Here is an 18857-nt window from a genome sequence, read left to right as displayed (position 1 = left end):
GTCGCGATTTCGATCAGATCCGGCCGTCGCCCTGGATCGCGGCCATCGAGAGGGCGCCGAACGGCGCCCGGCGTTCCGGCGGATTCACTGCTTCGGCCATGGCGCGATTCCTGTCGGTGCGGGATGCGCGGCTGCGCCCGGTGCGTGCCTGCATGCCGCTGACCATCACCGTATACTGGGCGTTCCACACCATATGACTGAAGCCGTGACCAAGCCTGCCTCCGCGGATACGCTCGCCGACGATCCGCGTCCGACCCCGCCCGAACAACCCGAACTGGAAGACTGCTGCAACAGCGGCTGCTCGCCGTGCGTGTTCGACCTGTACGACGAAGCGCTGGCGCGCTATCGCGTCGAGCTGGCCGAATGGGAAGCACGGCACGCGCAATTCAAGCATCACCAGTGAGCCCGCCGCCGGCAAGCGGGCGCGCATGCCGCGATTCGCTGCCGGGGCGGGCTTCCCTGGCCGGCGTCGTCACGCGATGGCGCGCCCCCGCCGATGCATCGGCCCCAATGCGGCCGACAACGCGACGCACGCCAGCAGCACGGCCGCCAGCGCCCACATCGCCGTCCTGAACCCCTGCACGTAGTCGAGCGCACGCGGCTGCGCGCCGAGCCGCGCGAAGAACAGCCCGCCCAGCGTCGCGGCGCCGACGGCCGCGCCAATCTGCAGCATCGCGGTGACCATGCCGGATGCGACCCCGGCGCGCGCCGCGTCGACTTCCGCGAGCACGATCCGCACGACCGACGGCAGCACGAGGCCTTGCCCGATGCCGATCGCCGCGATGCCCGCGTAAAAGCCCGGGCCGGGCGCATGATCGCCGGCCAGCGCGGCGGCGGTCGCGACGCCGGCCGCGAGCATCGCGAAGCCGAGCGTGAGCACGCGATAGCCGCCGAACCGCTCGACGAGACGCGGCATCAGCAGCGGGCTCGCGAGAAAGCCGATGCCGAGCGGCAGGATCGCCAGCCCCGACGCGAGCGGCGACCAGTTCAGGCAGCCTTGCAGATAGATGCCGTAGCTCAGGAAGAACGCGCTCAGCATGTAGAACAGGAACGCGAGCGTGAGCCCGAGCGCGACGACCGGATTGCGCAGCAGGCGCACGTCGAGCAGCGGGTCGCGGCCGCTGGCGAGCCGGCGCGCTTCGACCGCCAGCAGCGCGCCGAGCATCGGCAGCGCACCGACGACGCACGCGATCATCCACAGCGGCCAGCCCGCCTCGCGTCCGTGCGTGAGCGGATAGACGAGCATCAGCAGGAACAGCGACAGCAGCACCGTGCCGGGCACGTCGATGCGCTGGCCGCGCGGTGGCCGGCTTTCCGGGATGAAGCGCCAGCTGCCGAGCAGCGCGAGGATGCCGATCGGCACGTTGACCAGGAAGATCGCGCGCCAGCCGAGCCCGAACGGATGCAGGTCGATCAGCGCGCCGCCGCCGAGCTGGCCGATCACGGCCGCGAGGCCGAACACGAAACCGTAGAAGCCCATCACGCGCACCTGCTCCTGCGGGCTGAACACGCTGCGGATCGTCGCGAGCACCTGCGGCGCGAGGATCGCGGCGAACAGGCCCTGCAGCACGCGGCCGCCGACCAGCACCGCGCCGCTGCCGGCGAGCCCGCACAGCGCCGACGCGACGACGAACCCGGCCATCCCGATCATGAACATCCGCTTGCGGCCGTACAGGTCGCCGAGACGCCCGCCGGTGATCTGCACGACCGCGTTCGCGCACGCGTAGGCCGACACGACGAGCTGCAGCTCGGCCGGCCGCGCGCCGATGCCGTCGCGGATGGCCGGCAGCGCGAGATTCACGATGAAGTAGTCGAGCGGCGGCAGAATGGCGCCGACCAGCAGGACCACGAGCGCCCAGCCGTGATGGCTGCGCGGCGGTGTCGCGGCAGCCGCGCCGGCCGGCGCGCAACGGGCGAGGGTGTTGTCGGTCATGAAAGGAAATCCGGAAGAATGGCGGCCGCAACGCATGCCGAATCCCGTGGAAACGGGTTCGGCGGGCCGTTGAACCGATATTCTGCGGACCGCCGATGAATCGGAAAAGCGGGAATTGGTGGTAGCATCCATCGGGTTATTCGATGGATGGAGGGTGCGATGCGCGGTTTCGATCTGGATCAGTTACGCACGTTCGCGGCGGTGGCGGATGCGGGCAGCCTTACGGCGGCCGCGCCGCTGCTGCATCTGTCACAGTCGACGGTCAGCGAGCAGGTGCGCAAGCTCGAGTCGCGCGCCGGCGTGCCGCTGTTCGTGCGCAGCAAGCGCGGCGTCGAGCCGACGCCGGCCGGCGCGCGCCTGCTGCAGCATGCGCGGCGCATCGTCGCGCTGAACGAGGCCGCGTTCGACGAAGTGCGCGGACAGGCGATCAAGGGCGAATTGCGCGTCGCGATCACCGACTACTACCGGACGCATGAAGTCGCGGGCCTGCTCGCGCGGTTGCGGGAGTGCTACCCGCAACTGAGCCTGCATGTGAGCGCGATGAAGAGCGCGGAGATCGAAGCTGCCCATGCGCGCGGGCAGATCGATCTTGGCGTCGTGATGAACCTGTCGAGCGGCCCGTTCCGGCCCGCGTCGGCCGATACGCGCTGGGTGCTGCGGCGCGAGCCGCTGTCGTGGGTCACGTCGCCCGCGCTCGCCGAGCAGTTGCCCGAGCCGTTGCCGCTCGTGCTGCTGCCGGACGACTGCATGATGCATCAGATCGCGGTGCGCTCGCTCGACGAGCAGCACGCGCCGTACGTGCTCGTGCACAGCGCGTCGGGCGTCGCGGGGCTGCAGTCGATGCTGGCGGCGGGGCTCGGCGTCGGCTGCCTGTGCGCGTCGGCGATCGGCGAGGGCCTCGTGCGGCTCGGCGCGAAATACCGGCTGCCGACGCTGCCCGACGCGGTGTTCTCGCTGACGCCGCCGATGCCGGGCGAGCGCGAGACGGTCACGCAGGCGCGCGAGGTGCTGTCGCGGCAGTTGCTGATGTAAAGCGTGAAGCACGCTTGCGCGTCGGCGCAGCGGCACGTATTCGACGGGAGTCGGTACCGATGAAAATATCGAGAGATTTCGGGATCGTCGTTCGACGCGCGGCGCTGGTCGAGAAAGACGTCGACCTGTCCGCGCTCATGCGCGAATTCAATTTCGCCGACTGTTTCGACGAGTCGGACCGGCTGGTGTCGCTCGGCCCGTTCTTCGGCGGCGACGCCGTCGATGCGTGCATGAGGTCGCTCGAACGGCGCGGGCTGGTCTACTTCGACGATTTCTTCATCGTCGAGCAAACGTATCCCGGCTGGTGCGAGCTGGAAGCGTTCTGAACGTTGCGTAGCAGGGGGCGATACGCATGAACGACGAACTGAAAAGCGAGATGGCCGCGCGATTGGCGCACGCGCTCGAGCGGGTGATCGACGAGCGCTCGCTGATCCGTTTCCTGCGCGTGCTCGGCCATGACTGGCACAAGGAGCGCCAGCTCGAGGCCGACTTGCCGCCGGCGCCGTATGCGGCCGCCGCGCTCGGCTGGGAAAACCGCTCGATCGGCGAGTACCTGGAGGCGATGGTCGACTGGGCCGAGGCGTCCGAGGAGGGGCTGCGCTGCTACGACCTGCCCGACAACCCGTGGCGGCGCATGGCCGACATCCTGTTCGCCGGCAAGATCCACGAATAGCGCGCGCCGCGGCGATTCGCGCGTGCGGCGGGCGGGAACGGCCTAGTCGGCCGTCCCTTCGGCATACGCACGCAGCCCGTTCGCCAGCGCATCGAACACGGCCCGGCAACGCGGGCTCGTCCGCAGATCCTCGTGCATGACCATCCAGGTTTCCAGTTTCGTCGCGGGCCCGTCCGGCAGCACGCGCACGAGCCGCGCATCGCGCTGCGCGAGCCGGTTCTGGCAGAAGCCGATCCCGTAGCCCGCGCGAATCATCGCGAGCTGCGCGAGATTGCTGTCGGTGCGCAGCGCGAACGCATCGCGGTTCCACAGCGGCATCCCGCGCCCCGCCGCGCGGATGAACGGCGTGACCGTATCGAAGCCGATCAGCGCGTGATGGGCGAGTTCGTCCGTCGATGACGGCGTACCGTTGCGCGCCAGGTAGTCGTCGCGCGCATGCAGCCCGACTTCCAGCGCGCCGATGCGCCGCGCGACGAGCGCCTCCTGCGCGGGCGGCGCCATCCGCACCGCGATGTCGGCCTCGCGATTCAGGACGTCCTGGATGCGGTCGGTCGGCACCAGTTCGATCACGAGCCCCGGATGGTCGCGCCGCAACTGCGCGAGCATCGGCGGCAGCACCTCCACCGCGATCACGTCGCTGGCCGAGATCCGCACGGTGCCGCGCACGCCCGCGCCGTGGCTCGCGGCCGCGCGCTCGAACGCGGCCGCCGCGCTGCGCAGCGCCTCGGCATGGCCGCGCAGCGCCAGGGCCGCCTCGGTCGGCAGCAGCCCCGACGGCGAGCGCGTGAATAGCGTCTGGCCGAACGCGGCTTCGAGCGCCGCGACGTGGCGGCCGGCCGTCGGCTGCGTGATGCCGAGCGCGCGCGCCGCGCCCGACAGCGAGCCTTCCGTCAGCACGGCGAGGAAGGTGCGGTAGCGTTCCCAGTTCAGATCGATGGCCATGCATAAATGTATAGCCGATGCATCGGGTTAGGCAATTCCTTGTTAGGCTGCCTCGCGCCAGAATGGGTGCTGACAACGGTTCATTCACGGAGAACGGCAATGACGGCGAACGCAGGCGGGACGCAACGACAGGCACTCGTGCTCGGCGCGAGCGGAGGTATCGGCGGCGAGGTCGCGCGTCAGTTGCGCGATGCCGGCTGGCAGGTGCGCGCGCTCAAGCGCGGGCTCGACGCCGAGACGGTGGAGCGCGACGGGATCGCGTGGCTGCGCGGCGACGCGCTCGACCGCGAGGCGGTGGTTCGCGCGGCGCGCGGCTGCAGCGTGATCGTGCATGCGGTGAATCCGCCCGGCTACCGGAACTGGTCGACGCAGGTGCTGCCGATGCTCGACAACACGATCGCGGCGGCGACGCTGGCGCAGGCGACCGTCGTGCTGCCGGGGACGGTCTACAACTATGGCCCCGACGCGTTTCCGGTGCTGCGCGAAGAAGCGCCGCAGCATCCGGTGACGCGCAAGGGCGCGATCCGCGTCGAGATGGAGCGGCGGTTGCAGGCGGCGACCGCGCAGGGCGTCCGGACGATCATCGTGCGGGCCGGCGATTTCTTCGGGGCGCACGCGGGCAACAACTGGTTCGGGCAGGCGCTCGTCAAGGCCGGGCGGCCCGTCGCGGCCATCAGCGTGCCGGGCCGGCCGGGCGTCGGCCATCAATGGGCGTACCTGCCGGACGTCGCGCGCACGATGGTCGAGCTGCTCGAGCGGCGCGACACGCTGGCGCCGTTCGCGCGCTTCCACTTCGGCGGTCACTGGGACGCGGACGGCACGCAGATGGCGCAGGCCGTACGCCGCGTCGCGCAGCGGCACGGGATGCGCCCGACGGTGCGGCGTTTCCCGTGGTGGCTCGTGTGGGTCGCGGCGCCGTTCGTCACGACGATGCGCGAGATGCTCGAGATGCGCTATCTGTGGCGCGAGCCGCTCCGGATGGACAACGCGCGGGTGACGGCGGTGCTGGGCCGCGAGCCGGTGACGCCGCTCGATACGGCGGTGGAGGCGACGCTGGCCGCGCTGGGCTGCTTGCGATGACGGCGAGCGCTCAAGGCGGGTGACGGGGCCGCGTGCGGGTCATGTTCTTTATTGCCTGCGCACCCGCCACCGTCCTTTACGCGACAACCGGCAATACCTCGACCTCGTACCGGTGCCGCAGGCTGCGCCCGAGCACCGGATCGTGGAGTTCCATCTCGAACGCGTCACCGTCGCCCATCGCCGCGATCGCGCCGTGTACGGCGACCGTGCCGCCGAACATCGCGCAGCGCGCGGGCATCGTGCGCCGGTCGTCGAAGCGATGCCACAGCGCGGCGGGCGCAAGCAGCCCGCTGACCGCGCCGTGCTGATACGCGATGCGGCTGCCGCCGGGTTTGATCCACCACGAACGCATCTCGATCGCATCCCAATGATCGGCGACGTCCGCATGACGCCACGCCTCGCGGCCGAGTGGTTTCGCGCACACCTGTTTCGACACCGCGACGCCGTAGGCCTCGACTTCCCGATCCGTATGATCGGAGCCGACCGTCACCAGCGTGCCGACCGGGCTGTCGATCAGCACGCACTCGATCTCGCCGCCCGAGCGTGCGCCGAGCACGCCGATCGACGGCGCCTGCGTGAGCAGCGCGGACGACACGCGATAGAAACACGGCGTGGCCGACGGCGGCGCGACACCGAGCGCCGCGAGTTCGTCGATGTGCGCGCGGATCGCAGCCGGATCGCGGCCGGCCCAGCCGGCGATCACGACACGTTCGATCTCGACGTCGACCTGGGCGGGCGCGCCTTGCAGGGACATCACGTTGAACGACAGGGCTTGCATGCGGGTATCCGTTCGAAGTGCGAATGAGTGAAACGACCGGCGGGGATGTTCAATCCGCGAGCGGCCGGTGCGCGGTCTCGCGCGCGGCCAGCAGCGCGATCGACGTGACGACGAGCGCCGCGGTGACGTACAGCGATACGGCCGTCGTCGTGCCCGTCTGGCGGAACAGCGTGGCGATCACGAGCGGTGCGAAGCCGCCGCCGGCGATGCCGGCGAGCGTGTAGGCCAGCGACGAGCCCGCATAACGCACGCGGGTCGGGAACTGTTCGGTGACGAACGCGCCTTGCGGGCCGTACATCACCGCATGGATCACGAGGCCGATCGCGACCGCCGCGACGATCGCGCCCGGCCGCGCCGAATCGAGCATCGCGAAGAACACGAACGCCCACACGATCCCGGCGATCGCGCCGGCGAGGTATACCGGACGGCGTCCGAAGCGGTCCGACAGCGCGCCGAAGAACGGCACCGCGAGCGCGTTGCAGGCCGTGCCGATCATCACGGCCGTCAGCGCGACCGGGCGCGACAGGTGCAGCACGGTCGTCACGTAGGTCAACGTGAACACGACGATCAGCGCGTACAGCACGTCGGAGCCGATCCGCGAGCCGCCGGCGATCAGCAGGCGCCGCCAGTGACACTTCAGCACTTCGGCGACAGGCACGTCGGCGGTCGCGTGGGACTCGGCGAGCTGCTCGAACTGCGGCGTTTCGTCGACGCCGCGCCGCAGCCAGAAACCGAATACGACGAGCAGCGCGCTGGCCGCGAACGGCACGCGCCAGCCCCACGACAGGAAGGCGTCGGACGTGGTGGAGAGCGTCACGAGCGCGATGCAGCCGGTGCCGAGCAGCGTGCCGAACGACGGGCCGATCTGCGTCCACGACGCGGACAGTCCGCGCCGTTTCTGGTCGCCGTGCTCGACCGACAGCAGCACCGCGCCGGCCCATTCTCCGCCGAGCGCGACACCCTGCACGAAGCGCAGCGCGACGAGCAGGATCGGGCTCAGGATGCCGGCCTGCGCATAGGTCGGCAGCGCACCCATCAGCGCGGTCGTGACACCCATCAGCACGAGCGTGAGCATCAGCACCGCGCGGCGGCCGATGCGGTCGCCGAGGTTGCCGAACACGAAGCCGCCGAGCGGACGCGACACGTAGCCGACCGCATAGGTCGAGAACGCGAGGATCGTGCCGGCCAGCGGATCGACCGACGGAAAGAACAGGTGGTTGAAGACGAGCGCGGCGAGCGTGTTGTAGATCGTGAAGTCGTACCACTCGAGCGACGTGCCGATCATGCTCGCGGTCGCGAGTCGGCTGTTGCGGACGCGGCGGGGCGCGTGGGCGGCGGGCTGGGCGAGAGTGCTCATGGTGTCGGGCATGTCGTGAAGAAGGACGGGGGTGACGCGCGGGGACCGATGCGCGGGCCGCGTGTGGATCACGGACGGCGCGGCCGGTGGCGGCGTCGGCGTTCAGGCCGGCAACGCGGCGGCGGCTGGTTTTGCTTGGGCGTCGCGACTGGCGGCCGGCAGCGGCGCGGCGGCGCGCCACAGCAGGTCGAAGGTGCGCACGTCGTCGTGACCGGCGATCGCGGCGGCGACACGGCGCGTGGCCGCGGCATCGCTGCCCTCGATCAGCACGAGCGCGTCGGCGGCCGGACGCGCGGCCGCATCGGCGCCGATCGGCGCGGACAGGTCCGGCGCGGTGCGGAACAGCCGGGCCGCGTGGATGCCGGGTTCGTGCAGCGCCGCGTCGAAGCGCTCGCGCAGGTGCGGCACGTCGACGCGCTCCGGCGGCAGCACGAACAGCGCGAGATGCATGCCTTCGCCGTCGCCGGCCTCGATCGTCAGGTCGCCGACCCGCCGCTGCGTGCCCGTCATCCGTTCGAAGTTCGCGAGCGACCACGCGGTCTGCTGCGTGAACGCGCGCCGGTACGCGTCGCTATGGAATACGTCGAGCGTGTCCGTCACGTACAGCGCGAGGTACTTGCGCGGGCCGCCGTCGGTCGCGCGAAACCGCCGCGCATGCGTGAAGCCGGGAATCGCGACACGCTCCTGCATGTGCTCGCGGTCGTACCACGCGTTGAAATCGGCTTCGTGCGCGGGATCGATGTCCGTCCAGACGCAGAGCTGGCCGTGCGGAAGGGAAAGGCGGGACATGGCGGGTTCCTTGTGACGGGGTGTGTCAGGAACCGCAGTGTCCCGAAGACGGGCCGCACCCGTCCAACAAGAAAACAAATTCGCGGTGAACAGGTTTTCTTATGAGCGACGCGGGCGGCGTTTCGCCGGGGGGGCGGGCGACGCGGATTGGAGCGTGCGTTTTGCCGAGGCGGGTCGGGCTTTTTTCGCCGAGCGGGCGGGGGACTTGTCGACGATGTCGGCCTCGGCCTTTGCCGATGCGGCGGGCTTCGCATGACTGGAAGCCGCCGGCATCGCGCGCGCGACTTCGCTCGCCAGTTCCGCGATGCGCGCGGCGACCGGCAGCCCCTGCGTGCGATACGACGCGACGAGCGGCAGCGCGGGGAATTCGGGTTCGACGTCGAGCAGTTCGAGCGCGCCTTCCTGCAGTTCGCGCCCGATGATCGCAGGCGGCAGCGCGGCCACGCCGAAACCGTCGGCGACGAGCCGGATCATCGCGGCGACCGACGTGATGCAGTTGATGCTGGCCGGCCGCTCGACGGCCGCGAACAGCCGCTCGATCGTCGCGTGCGGGCCCGAGTGGCGCGAGAAGCTGATGATCGGGTACGCGGCAAGCCGCGCGACGTCGAGCCGTTCGCCGCCGAGCCCGAGACGCGGGCTCGCCGCCCAGCGCACCGGGAATTCGCACAGCGGCAGGTTCGTGAAGTCGGGGCCCGGCACCGGGTCGGTCTGCAGGATCAGGTCGACGCCGTCGGTGCTCAGCAGGCGGATCAGGTGCAGGGTCGTGTCGCTGGTGATCTCGACGTCGAGGCGCGGATAGCGCTCGCGCAATTGCGCGATCAGTGCCGGAAACCAGCTGTGGACGATCGACTCGATCACGCCGATCCGGATCAGCCCCGCGTCGCTCGCCGCGTCGATGTCGCGCCGCATCTCGCTGTCGAGCCGCACGATGCGTTCCGCGTACGCGAGCATGCGCCGCCCCGCGGGCGTGAGCGTCGCCGAGCGCGTGTTGCGGTCGAACAGCCGCACGTCGAACGCTTCTTCCAGCGACGCGATGCGGCTCGACACGGCCGCCTGCGTCGTGTGCAGTTTCTCGGCCGTGAGCCGGAAGTTCTCCAGCTTCGCGAGCCAGACGAAGGTTTCTAGAAACCGGATGTTCATGGAATTCCGATCGGTGAGGCAGGGCCGCGCAGGGGCGGCGGGATCGGTCGATGTTAGCGGATTTCCGGGGCGGGAAGCGTGCGCGGCGTGGTGCATGCGCCGGGCGAAGGGACGGGCGGTCGCGTGCCGGCGGGCGAGCGCGGCCGCCTGTCACGATGCGCGCGCGGGCGATGCGTCCCCGTGCAGTGAAGATGCGTGGTGCGGGCGGCGTATCCCCATGCATCAAAGCGTGTCGAATGCGAGGGTCGGCACGTCGACGACCGTTGCGCCGCCGTCGGCGACGAGCGTCGCGCCCGTTACGAACGACGCATCCGGTGATGCCAGGAATGCGCACACGGCCGCGATCTCGTCCGGATCGGCCGCGCGCCGCAGCGGCACGTCGGCGCTCACGCGGGAATACGCGCCGTCGAGCGTGTCGCCGTATGCGGACATCAGCGGTTCCATTTCCGCATCGGCCATCGGCGTGCGGACCCAGCCCGGGCACACAGCGTTCGCGCGCACGCCGTGCGGCCCGTAGTCGCGTGCCAGCGATCGCGCGAGCCCGAGCAGCGCATGCTTGCCGACCGTATAGCCGCATACGCCGGGCCCGGCCGCGAGCGCGGCGATCGACGCGACCAGCACGATGCTGCCGCGCTGCGCGATCAGGTCGGGCAGGCACGCGCGTGCGCTGACGAACGCGGTGTCGAGGTTCGCATGCAGCGCGTCGCGCCATTGCGCGTCGTCGGTTTCGTCCGCGCGGCCGAGACCGTGGCCCCCCGCGCACGCGACGAGCGCATCGACGGGGCCGAACCGCCCGGCGATCTCCGGCACGAAGCGGGCCCAGTCGGCCGTGCTCGCGGCGTCGCCGGCGAGCGCGAGGCCGCCCGTCTCGGCGGCGAGCGCGTCGAGCGGCGCGCGGCGCCGCCCGATCAGCACGACGTGATCGCCGCGGGCGGCGAAGCGGCGCGCGCACGCGGCGCCGATGCCGGTGCCGGCGCCGGTGAGCACGATCGTGCGGGGTTGCGGGTGCGTCATGTCGTTCTCCGGAAGGGCGTTCCGGTCACTTTAGGCGGCACGGATGAACGCCGGTATCAGCCGAAAGGATGAACGTGAATGAGTAGCGATGGCCGGCGATGACGTAACGCCGCACGGCGAGGCGCCCGCGTTTCTGCCGTTCCGGATCCGGGGCGAGCGTGCACCCGCCCGCCGGGGGAGCCGACTGATATTCGGACGCCTGACCAGTCCGGAATCCGGACGTCCCGAGGTTAGCCGCCTACCCGAAGCAACCCGCTTCATCCGATGGGCGCCCCGCCTGGCTTGACCGGGGCGCGCCGACCGGCCGGATCCACCGAATGGCACGGTTGTTGCCTCCTTGCAGATGAGCCGACGCCCGGGATCGAACGATGACCCCGTTCGAACCGGAGCGCGGCTCATCACGACTTCAATCATTGGAGACATCACCATGGAAGGACTTTCGCAAGTCCAGGTCTTGGGCATCGACGCGGGCGGCACGATGACCGACACCTTCTTCGTGCGCGAGGACGGACGGTTTGTCGTCGGCAAGGCGCAAAGCAATCCGGAGGATGAATCACTCGCGATCTTCAACTCGTCGCAGGACGCGCTCGCGCATTGGCAACGCGACGTCGACGACGTCTATCCGGAACTGGTCACCTGCGTGTATTCCGGCACTGCGATGCTCAACCGCGTCGTGCAGCGCAAGGGGCTCGACGTCGGGTTGCTCGTCAACAAGGGCTTCGAGCACGTGCACCTGATGGGGCGGGCGATCCAGAGCTACCTCGGGTACGCGCTCGAAGAGCGCATCCACCTGAATACGCACCGCTACGACGAGCCGCTCGTGCCGTTGTCGCGAACCCGCGGCGTCACCGAGCGTACGGACGTCCAGGGCGAGATCGTGATTCCGCTGCGGGAAAACGAAGTGCGGCAGGCTACGCGGGAGCTCGTCGCCGCCGGTGCGAAAGCGATCGTCATCTGTTTTCTTCAGTCGCACAAGAACGCCGCGAGCGAGCGCCAGGCGCGGGACATCGTGCGCGACGAGCTGGCTGCGCGCGGCGTCGATCTCCCGGTGTTCGCATCGGTCGACTACTACCCGCAGCGCAAGGAAAGCCACCGGATGAACACGACGGTGCTCGAAGCGTATGCGGCCGAGCCGTCGCGGCAGACGCTCAGGAAAGTCAGCGACCGCTTCCGCAAGCACGGCGCGAAATTCGACCTGCGCGTGATGGCGACGCACGGCGGGACGATCAGCTGGAAAGCGAAGGAACTGGCGCGCACCATCGTGTCGGGGCCGATCGGCGGCGTGATCGGCTCGAAGCTCCTCGGCGAGGCGCTCGGCTACGACAACATCGCATGCTCGGACATCGGCGGCACGTCGTTCGACATGGCGCTCATCACGAAGGGCAAATTCGCGATCGCGTCCGACCCGGACATGGCGCGCCTGGTGCTGTCGCTGCCGCTCGTCACGATGGATTCGGTCGGCGCGGGCGCCGGCAGCTTCGTGCGGCTCGATCCGTACAGCGGGGCCATCAAGCTCGGGCCGGACAGTGCCGGCTATCGCGTCGGCACGTGCTGGCCCGACAGCGGCCTGACGACGGTGTCCGTCTCCGATTGCCATGTCGTGCTCGGCTACCTGAACCCGGACAACTTCCTCGGCGGCCAGATCAAGCTCGACGTGAATCGCGCCCGCGAGCACATTCGCGTGCAGATCGCCGAGCCGCTCGGACTCTCCGTGGAGGATGCGGCGGCCGGCGTGATCGAGCTGCTCGACCTGCAACTGCGCGAATACCTGCGCTCGAACGTCAGCGCGAAAGGGTACAACCCGACCGAATTCGTGTGCTTCTCGTATGGCGGCGCGGGGCCGGTTCATACCTATGGCTACACCGAGGGCCTCGGCTTCAAGGATGTCGTCGTGCCGGCGTGGGCGGCGGGCTTCTCGGCATTCGGCTGCGCGTGCGCGGATTTCGAGTATCGCTACGACAAGAGCGTCGATCTCGCGCTGCCGCAGCTCGCGTCCGACGCCGAGAAGGCGCAGGCCGCGCAGACGATCCAGAAAGCCTGGGCCGAACTGACCGCCAAGGTGATCGACGAGTTTCGCATCAACGGTTTCGGCGAGCGGGACGTGATATTGCGGCCGGGCTTCCGGATGCAGTACATGGGCCAGCTCAACGACCTCGAAATCGAATCGCCGATCGCGGGCGCGTCCGGTGCGGACGACTGGGACAAGATCGTGACGGCCTTCGAAGAGACCTACGGCCGCGTGTACGCGAGTTCCGCGCGCTCGCCGGAGCTGGGTTTCTCGGTCACGGGCGCGATCATGCGCGGCATGGTCGTCACGCAGAAGCCGGTATTGCCGGAAGACGCCATTGCCGGCCCCACGCCGCCGGCGGACGCGCGTATCGGCACGCGGCGTCTGTATCGGCACAAGCAGTGGCATGACGCGGTGATCTGGCGAATGGAGTCGCTCAAGCCGGGCAACGAGATCGCGGGGCCCGCGATCATCGAATCCGACGCGACGACGTTCGTCGTCCCGAAGGGCTTCGCCACCACGCTCGACAAGCACCGCCTCTTCCATCTCAGCGAAGTCAAGTAAGGAGACATGCGATGAACATGATGTCCAGCCAGGAAGTCGGCTTCGCCGATCTGCTGAAGAACGGCCAGACGCTCAAGCAGTTTCGCGACGGCATTCTCGAGCGCACCGCGCAAACCGGCCATTACAACGGGCTCGAACGGCTCGAGCTGCGCGAGCGCGATCCGATCCGCTACGAGAAGATCTTCTCGAAGCTGCGCGGCGGCCTCGTGCATGCGCGCGAAACGGCCAAGAAGATTGCCGCGAGCCCGATCGTCGAGCAGGAAGGGGAGCTGTGCTTCACGCTCTACAACGCGGCGGGCGATTGCGTGCTCACGTCGACCGGAATCATCATCCACGTCGGCACGATGGGCGCGGCGATCAAGTACATGATCGAAAACAACTGGGAAGCCAATCCGGGCATTCAGCCCGGCGACATGTTCACCAACAACGACTGCTCGATCGGCAACGTCCACCCGTGCGACATCGCAACGATCGTGCCGATTTTCGCGCACGGCAAGCTGGTCGGGTGGGTTGGCGGCGTCACGCACGTGATCGATACCGGCGCGGTGACGCCGGGATCGATGTCGACGGGCCAGGTGCAGCGTTTCGGCGACGGCTACATGATTACGTGCCGTAAGACAGGGGTGAACGACACGCCGCTGCGCGACTGGCTGCACGAGAGCCAGCGCTCGGTTCGCACGCCGAAGTACTGGATTCTCGACGAGCGCACGCGCATCGCCGGCTGCCACATGATCCGTGATCTGATCGAGGAAGTGATCGACGAGGAGGGCCTCGACGCCTACGAGAAATTCGGCTTCGAGGTGATCGAGGAAGGACGGCGCGGGTTGCAGACGCGCCTCAAGGCGATGACGCTGCCGGGCAAGTATCGCAAGGTCGCGTTCGTCGACGTGCCGTACGACCATCCGGACGTGCAGACGTCGTCGGCGTTTGCGAAGCTCGACTCGATCATGCATTCGCCGGTCGAGATGGAGATCCGCAAGGACGGCTCGTGGCGTCTCGATTTCGAAGGCGCGAGCCGCTGGGGCTGGCACTCGTACAACGCGCACCAGGTCGCGTTCACGAGCGGCATCTGGGTGATGATGACGCAGACGCTGGTGCCGACGCAGCGCATCAACGACGGCGCGTATTTCGGCACCGAATTCCACCTGCCCAAGGGCGCGTGGATGAACCCGGACGACCGCCGCACCGGACACGCTTACGCGTGGCACTTCCTGGTGTCGGGCTGGAGCGCGATGTGGCGCGCCCTGTCGCAGGCGTACTTCAGCCGCGGCTATCTCGAGGAAGTCAACGCGGGGAACGCCAACACGTCGAACTGGCTGCAGGGCGGCGGGATCAACCAGGACGGCGACATCCATGCGGTGAACAGCTTCGAGGCGTCGTCGTGCGGCACCGGCGCGTGCGCGATCAAGGACGGTCTGAATCACGCGGCCGCGATCTGGAACCCCGAAGGCGACATGGGCGACATCGAGATCTGGGAGATGGCCGAGCCGCTGCTGTACCTCGGCCGCAACGTGAAGTCGAATTCGGGCGGCTACGGCAAGTACCGCGGCGGTTGCGGATTCGAGACGCTGCGCATGGTCTGGAAGGCGCAGGACTGGACGATGTTCTTCATGGGCAACGGCTACATGAACAGCGACTGGGGCCTGATGGGCGGCTACCCGCCCGCCACCGGCTACCGCTTCGAAGCGCATCGCACGGGCATCGAGGAGCGCATCGCGCTCGGCGAGAGCCTGCCGCTCGGCGGCGATACGAATCCGGACCTGCCGGATTACGAAAACCACCTGAACGCCGGCGCGATCGTCAAGCGCGACCAGCAATGCATGACCACGGAGGACTGCTACAGCAACTACGATCTCTACCTGAACTATCTGCGCGGCGGCCCCGGCTTCGGCGATCCGCTCGACCGCGAGATCGACGCGATCGAACGCGATCTCAACAACGCGGTGCTGCTGCCCGAATACGCGCAGAAGGTCTATGGGGCGGTCGCGACGCGGGATGCCAACGGCATCTGGACGGTCGATCCGCAAGCGACCGCGCTGCGGCGCATCGAGATCCGCAACGCGCGGCTCGCGCGCTCGCAACCGACCCGCGAATGGATGAAGGGCGAGCGCGAGCGGATCCTGCTCAAGCATGCATCGACGCAGGTGCGGCACATGTTCGCGACGAGCTTCGGTCTGTCGACGAAATTCGAGCAGCAGTTCCGCGCGTTCTGGGAGTTGCCGGACACGTGGACGCTCACCGAGGACGAGCTCGACGTGCCGACCTACGGCTCGAAATTCCGCATGGACCTGTCGAAGATGCCCGACGTCAATACGGTGGTGCTGGTCGAGGAGTGAGCCGGACCCTGCGCACTATCACCCACATGGAGGACTGGAGATGTCTACCTACACCAAGGAACAGATCAGGAACATGGTCGACGGCAAGCTCGACTGGGACACCACGTTGCGCATGCTGTCGATGCCGAAGGACGGCGAGCGCTTCCGGATGTACGTCGATGCGCTGCAGCAGAAGCTCGGCTGGAAGGACCGCATCGTGTTGCCGCTCGGCCCGCACCTGTACATCGTGCAGCAATGGGCGACGAAGCACTGGGTCACGCAATGCGACTGCGGCCATGTGTTCTGCGATTACCGCGACAACTGGAAACTGCACGCGAACATCTTCGTGCGCGAATCCGAAGAGGCGATGGACGAGGTCTACCCACGCTTGATGGCGCCCGATACGCAATGGCAGGTCTATCGCGAATACTACTGCCCGACCTGCGGCGCGATGCACGACGTCGAGGCGCCTACGCCGTGGTACCCGGTCATTCACGACTTCGAACCCGACATCGATGCGTTCTACGCGGAATGGGTGAAGCTGCCGGTTCCGGAGCGCGTGCAATGATCTGACGTTTGACGCTGTCCGCGGGCTCGGCGTTCGCCGGCCTCGCCTCGGCTTCATGCGCGGAAAGCGTTCGATTTCCGGCCGTTCGATTTTCGAACGGCCGGTTTCTTTTCGGCCACCGGTTCTCGACGGCGTGCCGCGCCGCGCGACGACGCGCGGGCGACCGCTTGCTGGCGCGCGCATTGCTTGCAGTGATTGGTGTCCGGACGGACGTCGAGGCGCCGGGACGGAGTACGATAGTCGCTACGCTCGCCGCCGGCTGCGGTCGGGCGCCCCACAAAGTCGACAAAATGGCCGCTGAGACGGCCGTGCGGTTGGTGCCGTCACGACACCGCCAGGAGACAGACATGCAACAGAGAGGCACGCCGATGGACTGGTTTCCCAGTCCACGCCATGACGCGAGCATCATGGCCGCATGGGAGCATCTGGTGACAGGCAGCGAGTGGCGTTCGCCCGACGTACGCGGCGTGGTCGACGATTCGTGGCAGCGCTGTCTCGTCAGTCGCGTCGATCCCGGCGTCGACCGCGCGCCGCCGCCGCTCGATGAAGACGGGCTCGTGCAGTGGCGCACGTCGAACCGTCGCCTCGTCGATGCCAGTCTGCCGCTGATGCAGCACACCCGGGATTTTCTTTCGCAGACGGGTACGGTAATGCTGCTGGCCGATCCGAGCGGGATGATCCTCCAGCAGGAGGGCGACATGCGGATCGTCGAGCCTGCGCGCGAGGTCGGCCTCATTCCGGGCTGCGAGTGGACCGAGCTGAATTGCGGCACCAATGCGATCGGCACCGCGCTCGCGCTCAGGCAGCCGGTCCAGATCCATGGCGCGGAGCACTTCTGCGCGGGCATCAAGCGCTGGACCTGCTCGGCGACCGTCATCCAGGATCCGCGCGACGGGCACGTATTGGGCGTGATCGACATTTCGGGGCTCGCGCAGACCTACAACCCATACAGCCTTGCGCTCGCGGTATCGCTTGCGGGCCGCATCGAAAGCCGGCTCGCGAAGGAGGGCATGGCGCGCCGTCTGAGCCTGCTCGACCGCTGCGCGTCACGCTTCGGTGCGTCTTCCTCCGATGCGGTGATCGTCGTCGACGAACGCGGCCGACTCGTCAAGGCCAACGCGCAGGTCGTTCCGGTGTTGCGCCGGCTCGGATTCGATATCCGGTGCGACGCGGCGTTCGCGCTGCCCGAACTCGAGCACTACGCGGGCGACGGCCGCCTGTCGGCGAGTGCGCCGGCATGGCTGTCGCGCAGCCACATCGAAGCCGTGCGTGACGGTGCGGACGTGCTCGGCTACATGATCGTGACGCCGGGCATCACGAATCCCCGCGGCGCCGTTCCGATCGCGCGCGGACGGGAACGGCACGGCGGTGAGCCGCGAGGGTTCGAGCGTATCGTCGGCGACAGCGCCGCATTGCGGGCGGCCGTGAATCGTGCGCGCCAGCTCGCGCCGTCCAGGGTGCCGGTGCTGCTGCTTGGCGAAACCGGCGTCGGCAAGGAACTGTTCGCGCAGGGTATCCACCAGGCGAGCGATCGCGCCGACGGTCCGTTCGTTGCGCTCAACTGCGGCGGGTTGTCGAGAGACCTCCTGGCCAGCGAGTTGTTCGGCTACGCGGAAGGCGCATTTACCGGCGCACGCAAGTCCGGTGCGGCGGGCAAGATCGAAGCGGCCGATGGCGGCACGCTGTTTCTCGACGAGATCGGGGAAATGCCGCTCGATATCCAGCCGCACCTGCTGCGCGTGCTGGAGGAGAGCGAAATCTATCGCCTGGGCGAGAACACGCCGCGCAGGGTGAATTTCCGGCTGGTCGCGGCGACGCACCGGGATCTGAAGGACGCAGTCGCGAAAGGCCGGTTCCGGATGGATCTGTACTACCGGATCGCGGTCACGACCGTGTCGATTCCGAACTTGCGCGAGCGCGGCGAGGACCTGCCGGCGCTGATTGCGCATTGGCTCGGGCATCTGTGCGAGTCGTATGGCCTCTCCCCGAGGTCGTTCGACGACGATGCGTATGCACGCCTGTTGCGCTATCCGTGGCCCGGCAATGTGCGCGAGCTGCGGAACGCGATCGAGGGGGCGCTGCTGTTGTCGGACAGCCCGGTGATAAAGGCCGACAAGCTGCCTGCCGAGATCGGCGCGGGGGCGCCGATCGATGCATGCGCCGCGCGGGCCGTCGACGCGCTCGCGCCGGATGCGGGCGACTCGTTGAAGATGGCCGAGGCGGAATCGATCCGTCGCGCGCTTGCGCGTCATGCCGGCAATCTGACGAAGGCAGCGAGTCAACTCGGCATCGCGAAGAGCACGCTCTATGAAAAGATCCGCAAGTACCGCTTGCTCGAAGCAGTGAGCGACGTTCGTCGAGGTCACGCGAAGTAAGTCGCGGCAGGCCTGGCCCGGCGGCAGACGGGCAAGCCTGGTTCTTCCGCCGGTCATCTCGTCCTCCCGGGCCGCACGCGCCGTCATTTTGCAAAGAATGACGATGTCGCCGGTCCGGTCGCTCTATGCTCCTTATTTTGCGATAAGACGCCAAGGTCGGCAAAATGGCGCGTGCGCCAGCCTGTCGTCCGGGTGCCGCGTGCGTCGTGTAACGGCGGGGCGGCGCGGTACTGCATGGTGCCGCGCCACTGACCGGGCGGTGCCGCCGTGCGATGGCGCGCCGGACGCT

Annotated in this window: 16 protein-coding genes and 1 pseudogene; 9 read left to right on the top strand and 8 right to left on the bottom strand. The window is 68.5% G+C overall.

The features are described from left to right. Positions 1–16: 16 nt before the first annotated feature. Positions 17–100: pseudogene (locus tag DIE04_RS02825) on the bottom strand (RidA family protein); the annotation flags it as partial. A 105-nt stretch (positions 101–205) separates the two neighbouring features. On the opposite strand from DIE04_RS02825, the gene DIE04_RS02820 reads away from it, so the two are divergent. Beyond that, positions 206–403 (top strand): oxidoreductase-like domain-containing protein, encoded by a 198-nt coding sequence (locus tag DIE04_RS02820; protein WP_409333436.1) that lies wholly within the window; start codon positions 206–208, stop codon positions 401–403. Between the two features lie 69 nt (positions 404–472). Here the strand turns inward: DIE04_RS02820 and DIE04_RS02815 are convergent, their stop codons facing one another. Further along, positions 473–1933, bottom strand: a complete 1461-nt coding sequence (locus tag DIE04_RS02815) for an MFS transporter (protein WP_124523690.1) — start codon at positions 1931–1933, stop codon at positions 473–475. 159 nt (positions 1934–2092) lie between these two features. Between DIE04_RS02815 and DIE04_RS02810 the strand changes: the two genes are divergently transcribed. Genes DIE04_RS02810 through DIE04_RS02800 form a run of 3 tightly spaced genes read left to right on the top strand, consistent with a single transcriptional unit; the run spans position 2093 to position 3638 of the window. Beyond that, entirely contained in the window at positions 2093–2965 is an 873-nt protein-coding gene (locus tag DIE04_RS02810) for a LysR family transcriptional regulator (RefSeq protein ID WP_044846723.1), read from the top strand. A 59-nt stretch (positions 2966–3024) separates the two neighbouring features. After that, complete coding sequence (locus DIE04_RS02805) at positions 3025–3291, top strand: hypothetical protein (protein ID WP_124524213.1); 267 nt, start codon at positions 3025–3027, stop codon at positions 3289–3291. A gap of 26 nt (positions 3292–3317) precedes the next feature. Continuing rightward, on the top strand, positions 3318–3638 hold the full coding sequence (locus DIE04_RS02800) for a hypothetical protein (protein ID WP_124489058.1): 321 nt from the start codon (positions 3318–3320) through the stop codon (positions 3636–3638). A gap of 42 nt (positions 3639–3680) precedes the next feature. On the opposite strand, the gene DIE04_RS02795 is transcribed toward DIE04_RS02800, so the two are convergent. After that, a complete protein-coding gene (locus tag DIE04_RS02795; protein ID WP_124489057.1) occupies positions 3681–4580 on the bottom strand; it encodes a LysR family transcriptional regulator in 900 nt (299 codons plus the stop codon). A 99-nt stretch (positions 4581–4679) separates the two neighbouring features. Here DIE04_RS02795 and DIE04_RS02790 point away from each other — a divergent pair, with 99 nt between their 5' ends. Beyond that, entirely contained in the window at positions 4680–5660 is a 981-nt protein-coding gene (locus DIE04_RS02790; protein ID WP_124524214.1) for an NAD-dependent epimerase/dehydratase family protein, read from the top strand. Between the two features lie 76 nt (positions 5661–5736). Here DIE04_RS02790 and DIE04_RS02785 read toward each other — a convergent pair whose 3' ends face one another. The 5 genes from DIE04_RS02785 to DIE04_RS02765 all read right to left on the bottom strand — a co-directional run bounded on the left by DIE04_RS02785 (position 5737) and on the right by DIE04_RS02765 (position 10738). Continuing rightward, a complete protein-coding gene (locus tag DIE04_RS02785) occupies positions 5737–6438 on the bottom strand; it encodes a DUF2848 domain-containing protein (protein WP_124524215.1) in 702 nt (233 codons plus the stop codon). Between the two features lie 49 nt (positions 6439–6487). Beyond that, positions 6488–7807, bottom strand: coding sequence for an MFS transporter (locus DIE04_RS02780; RefSeq protein ID WP_044846663.1), 1320 nt, complete (start codon positions 7805–7807; stop codon positions 6488–6490). Positions 7808–7897: 90 nt separating this feature from the next. Continuing rightward, a complete protein-coding gene (locus DIE04_RS02775) occupies positions 7898–8584 on the bottom strand; it encodes a DUF4286 family protein (RefSeq protein WP_124524216.1) in 687 nt (228 codons plus the stop codon). 99 nt (positions 8585–8683) lie between these two features. Then, positions 8684–9724, bottom strand: a complete 1041-nt coding sequence (locus DIE04_RS02770) for a LysR family transcriptional regulator (protein ID WP_124523701.1) — start codon at positions 9722–9724, stop codon at positions 8684–8686. A 222-nt stretch (positions 9725–9946) separates the two neighbouring features. Beyond that, the gene (locus DIE04_RS02765; RefSeq protein WP_124523703.1) at positions 9947–10738 is read right to left on the bottom strand and encodes an SDR family NAD(P)-dependent oxidoreductase; all 792 of its coding nucleotides are present in this window, start codon (positions 10736–10738) and stop codon (positions 9947–9949) included. A 427-nt stretch (positions 10739–11165) separates the two neighbouring features. On the opposite strand from DIE04_RS02765, the gene DIE04_RS02760 reads away from it, so the two are divergent. From DIE04_RS02760 to DIE04_RS02745, 4 genes are all read left to right on the top strand, one after another. Then, positions 11166–13310: a hydantoinase/oxoprolinase family protein gene (locus DIE04_RS02760; RefSeq protein ID WP_185500298.1), complete on the top strand. Its 2145-nt coding sequence runs from the start codon at positions 11166–11168 to the stop codon at positions 13308–13310. 11 nt (positions 13311–13321) lie between these two features. Further along, on the top strand, positions 13322–15646 hold the full coding sequence (locus tag DIE04_RS02755) for a hydantoinase B/oxoprolinase family protein (RefSeq protein ID WP_124489050.1): 2325 nt from the start codon (positions 13322–13324) through the stop codon (positions 15644–15646). A 40-nt stretch (positions 15647–15686) separates the two neighbouring features. After that, positions 15687–16193 (top strand): acetone carboxylase subunit gamma, encoded by a 507-nt coding sequence (locus tag DIE04_RS02750; protein WP_034180969.1) that lies wholly within the window; start codon positions 15687–15689, stop codon positions 16191–16193. Positions 16194–16540: 347 nt separating this feature from the next. Beyond that, a complete protein-coding gene (locus tag DIE04_RS02745; RefSeq protein WP_260426321.1) occupies positions 16541–18568 on the top strand; it encodes a sigma-54-dependent Fis family transcriptional regulator in 2028 nt (675 codons plus the stop codon). Positions 18569–18857 lie beyond the last annotated feature (289 nt).

The organism is Burkholderia sp. Bp8994, from assembly GCF_003853805.1.
GTDB lineage: Bacteria > Pseudomonadota > Gammaproteobacteria > Burkholderiales > Burkholderiaceae > Burkholderia.
Note: the sequence above shows the minus strand (reverse complement) of the source record. Positions and strands in the feature narration are given on the sequence as shown.

Coding starts and splice junctions, on each gene's coding strand:
- DIE04_RS02815 (WP_124523690.1), bottom strand. CDS start 1,933: ATGACCGACAACACCCTCGCCCGTTGCGCGCCGGCCGGCGCGGCTGCC.
- DIE04_RS02810 (WP_044846723.1), top strand. CDS start 2,093: ATGCGCGGTTTCGATCTGGATCAGTTACGCACGTTCGCGGCGGTGGCG.
- DIE04_RS02805 (WP_124524213.1), top strand. CDS start 3,025: ATGAAAATATCGAGAGATTTCGGGATCGTCGTTCGACGCGCGGCGCTG.
- DIE04_RS02800 (WP_124489058.1), top strand. CDS start 3,318: ATGAACGACGAACTGAAAAGCGAGATGGCCGCGCGATTGGCGCACGCG.
- DIE04_RS02795 (WP_124489057.1), bottom strand. CDS start 4,580: ATGGCCATCGATCTGAACTGGGAACGCTACCGCACCTTCCTCGCCGTG.
- DIE04_RS02790 (WP_124524214.1), top strand. CDS start 4,680: ATGACGGCGAACGCAGGCGGGACGCAACGACAGGCACTCGTGCTCGGC.
- DIE04_RS02785 (WP_124524215.1), bottom strand. CDS start 6,438: ATGCAAGCCCTGTCGTTCAACGTGATGTCCCTGCAAGGCGCGCCCGCC.
- DIE04_RS02780 (WP_044846663.1), bottom strand. CDS start 7,807: ATGCCCGACACCATGAGCACTCTCGCCCAGCCCGCCGCCCACGCGCCC.
- DIE04_RS02775 (WP_124524216.1), bottom strand. CDS start 8,584: ATGTCCCGCCTTTCCCTTCCGCACGGCCAGCTCTGCGTCTGGACGGAC.
- DIE04_RS02770 (WP_124523701.1), bottom strand. CDS start 9,724: ATGAACATCCGGTTTCTAGAAACCTTCGTCTGGCTCGCGAAGCTGGAG.
- DIE04_RS02765 (WP_124523703.1), bottom strand. CDS start 10,738: ATGACGCACCCGCAACCCCGCACGATCGTGCTCACCGGCGCCGGCACC.
- DIE04_RS02760 (WP_185500298.1), top strand. CDS start 11,166: ATGGAAGGACTTTCGCAAGTCCAGGTCTTGGGCATCGACGCGGGCGGC.
- DIE04_RS02755 (WP_124489050.1), top strand. CDS start 13,322: ATGAACATGATGTCCAGCCAGGAAGTCGGCTTCGCCGATCTGCTGAAG.
- DIE04_RS02750 (WP_034180969.1), top strand. CDS start 15,687: ATGTCTACCTACACCAAGGAACAGATCAGGAACATGGTCGACGGCAAG.
- DIE04_RS02745 (WP_260426321.1), top strand. CDS start 16,541: ATGCAACAGAGAGGCACGCCGATGGACTGGTTTCCCAGTCCACGCCAT.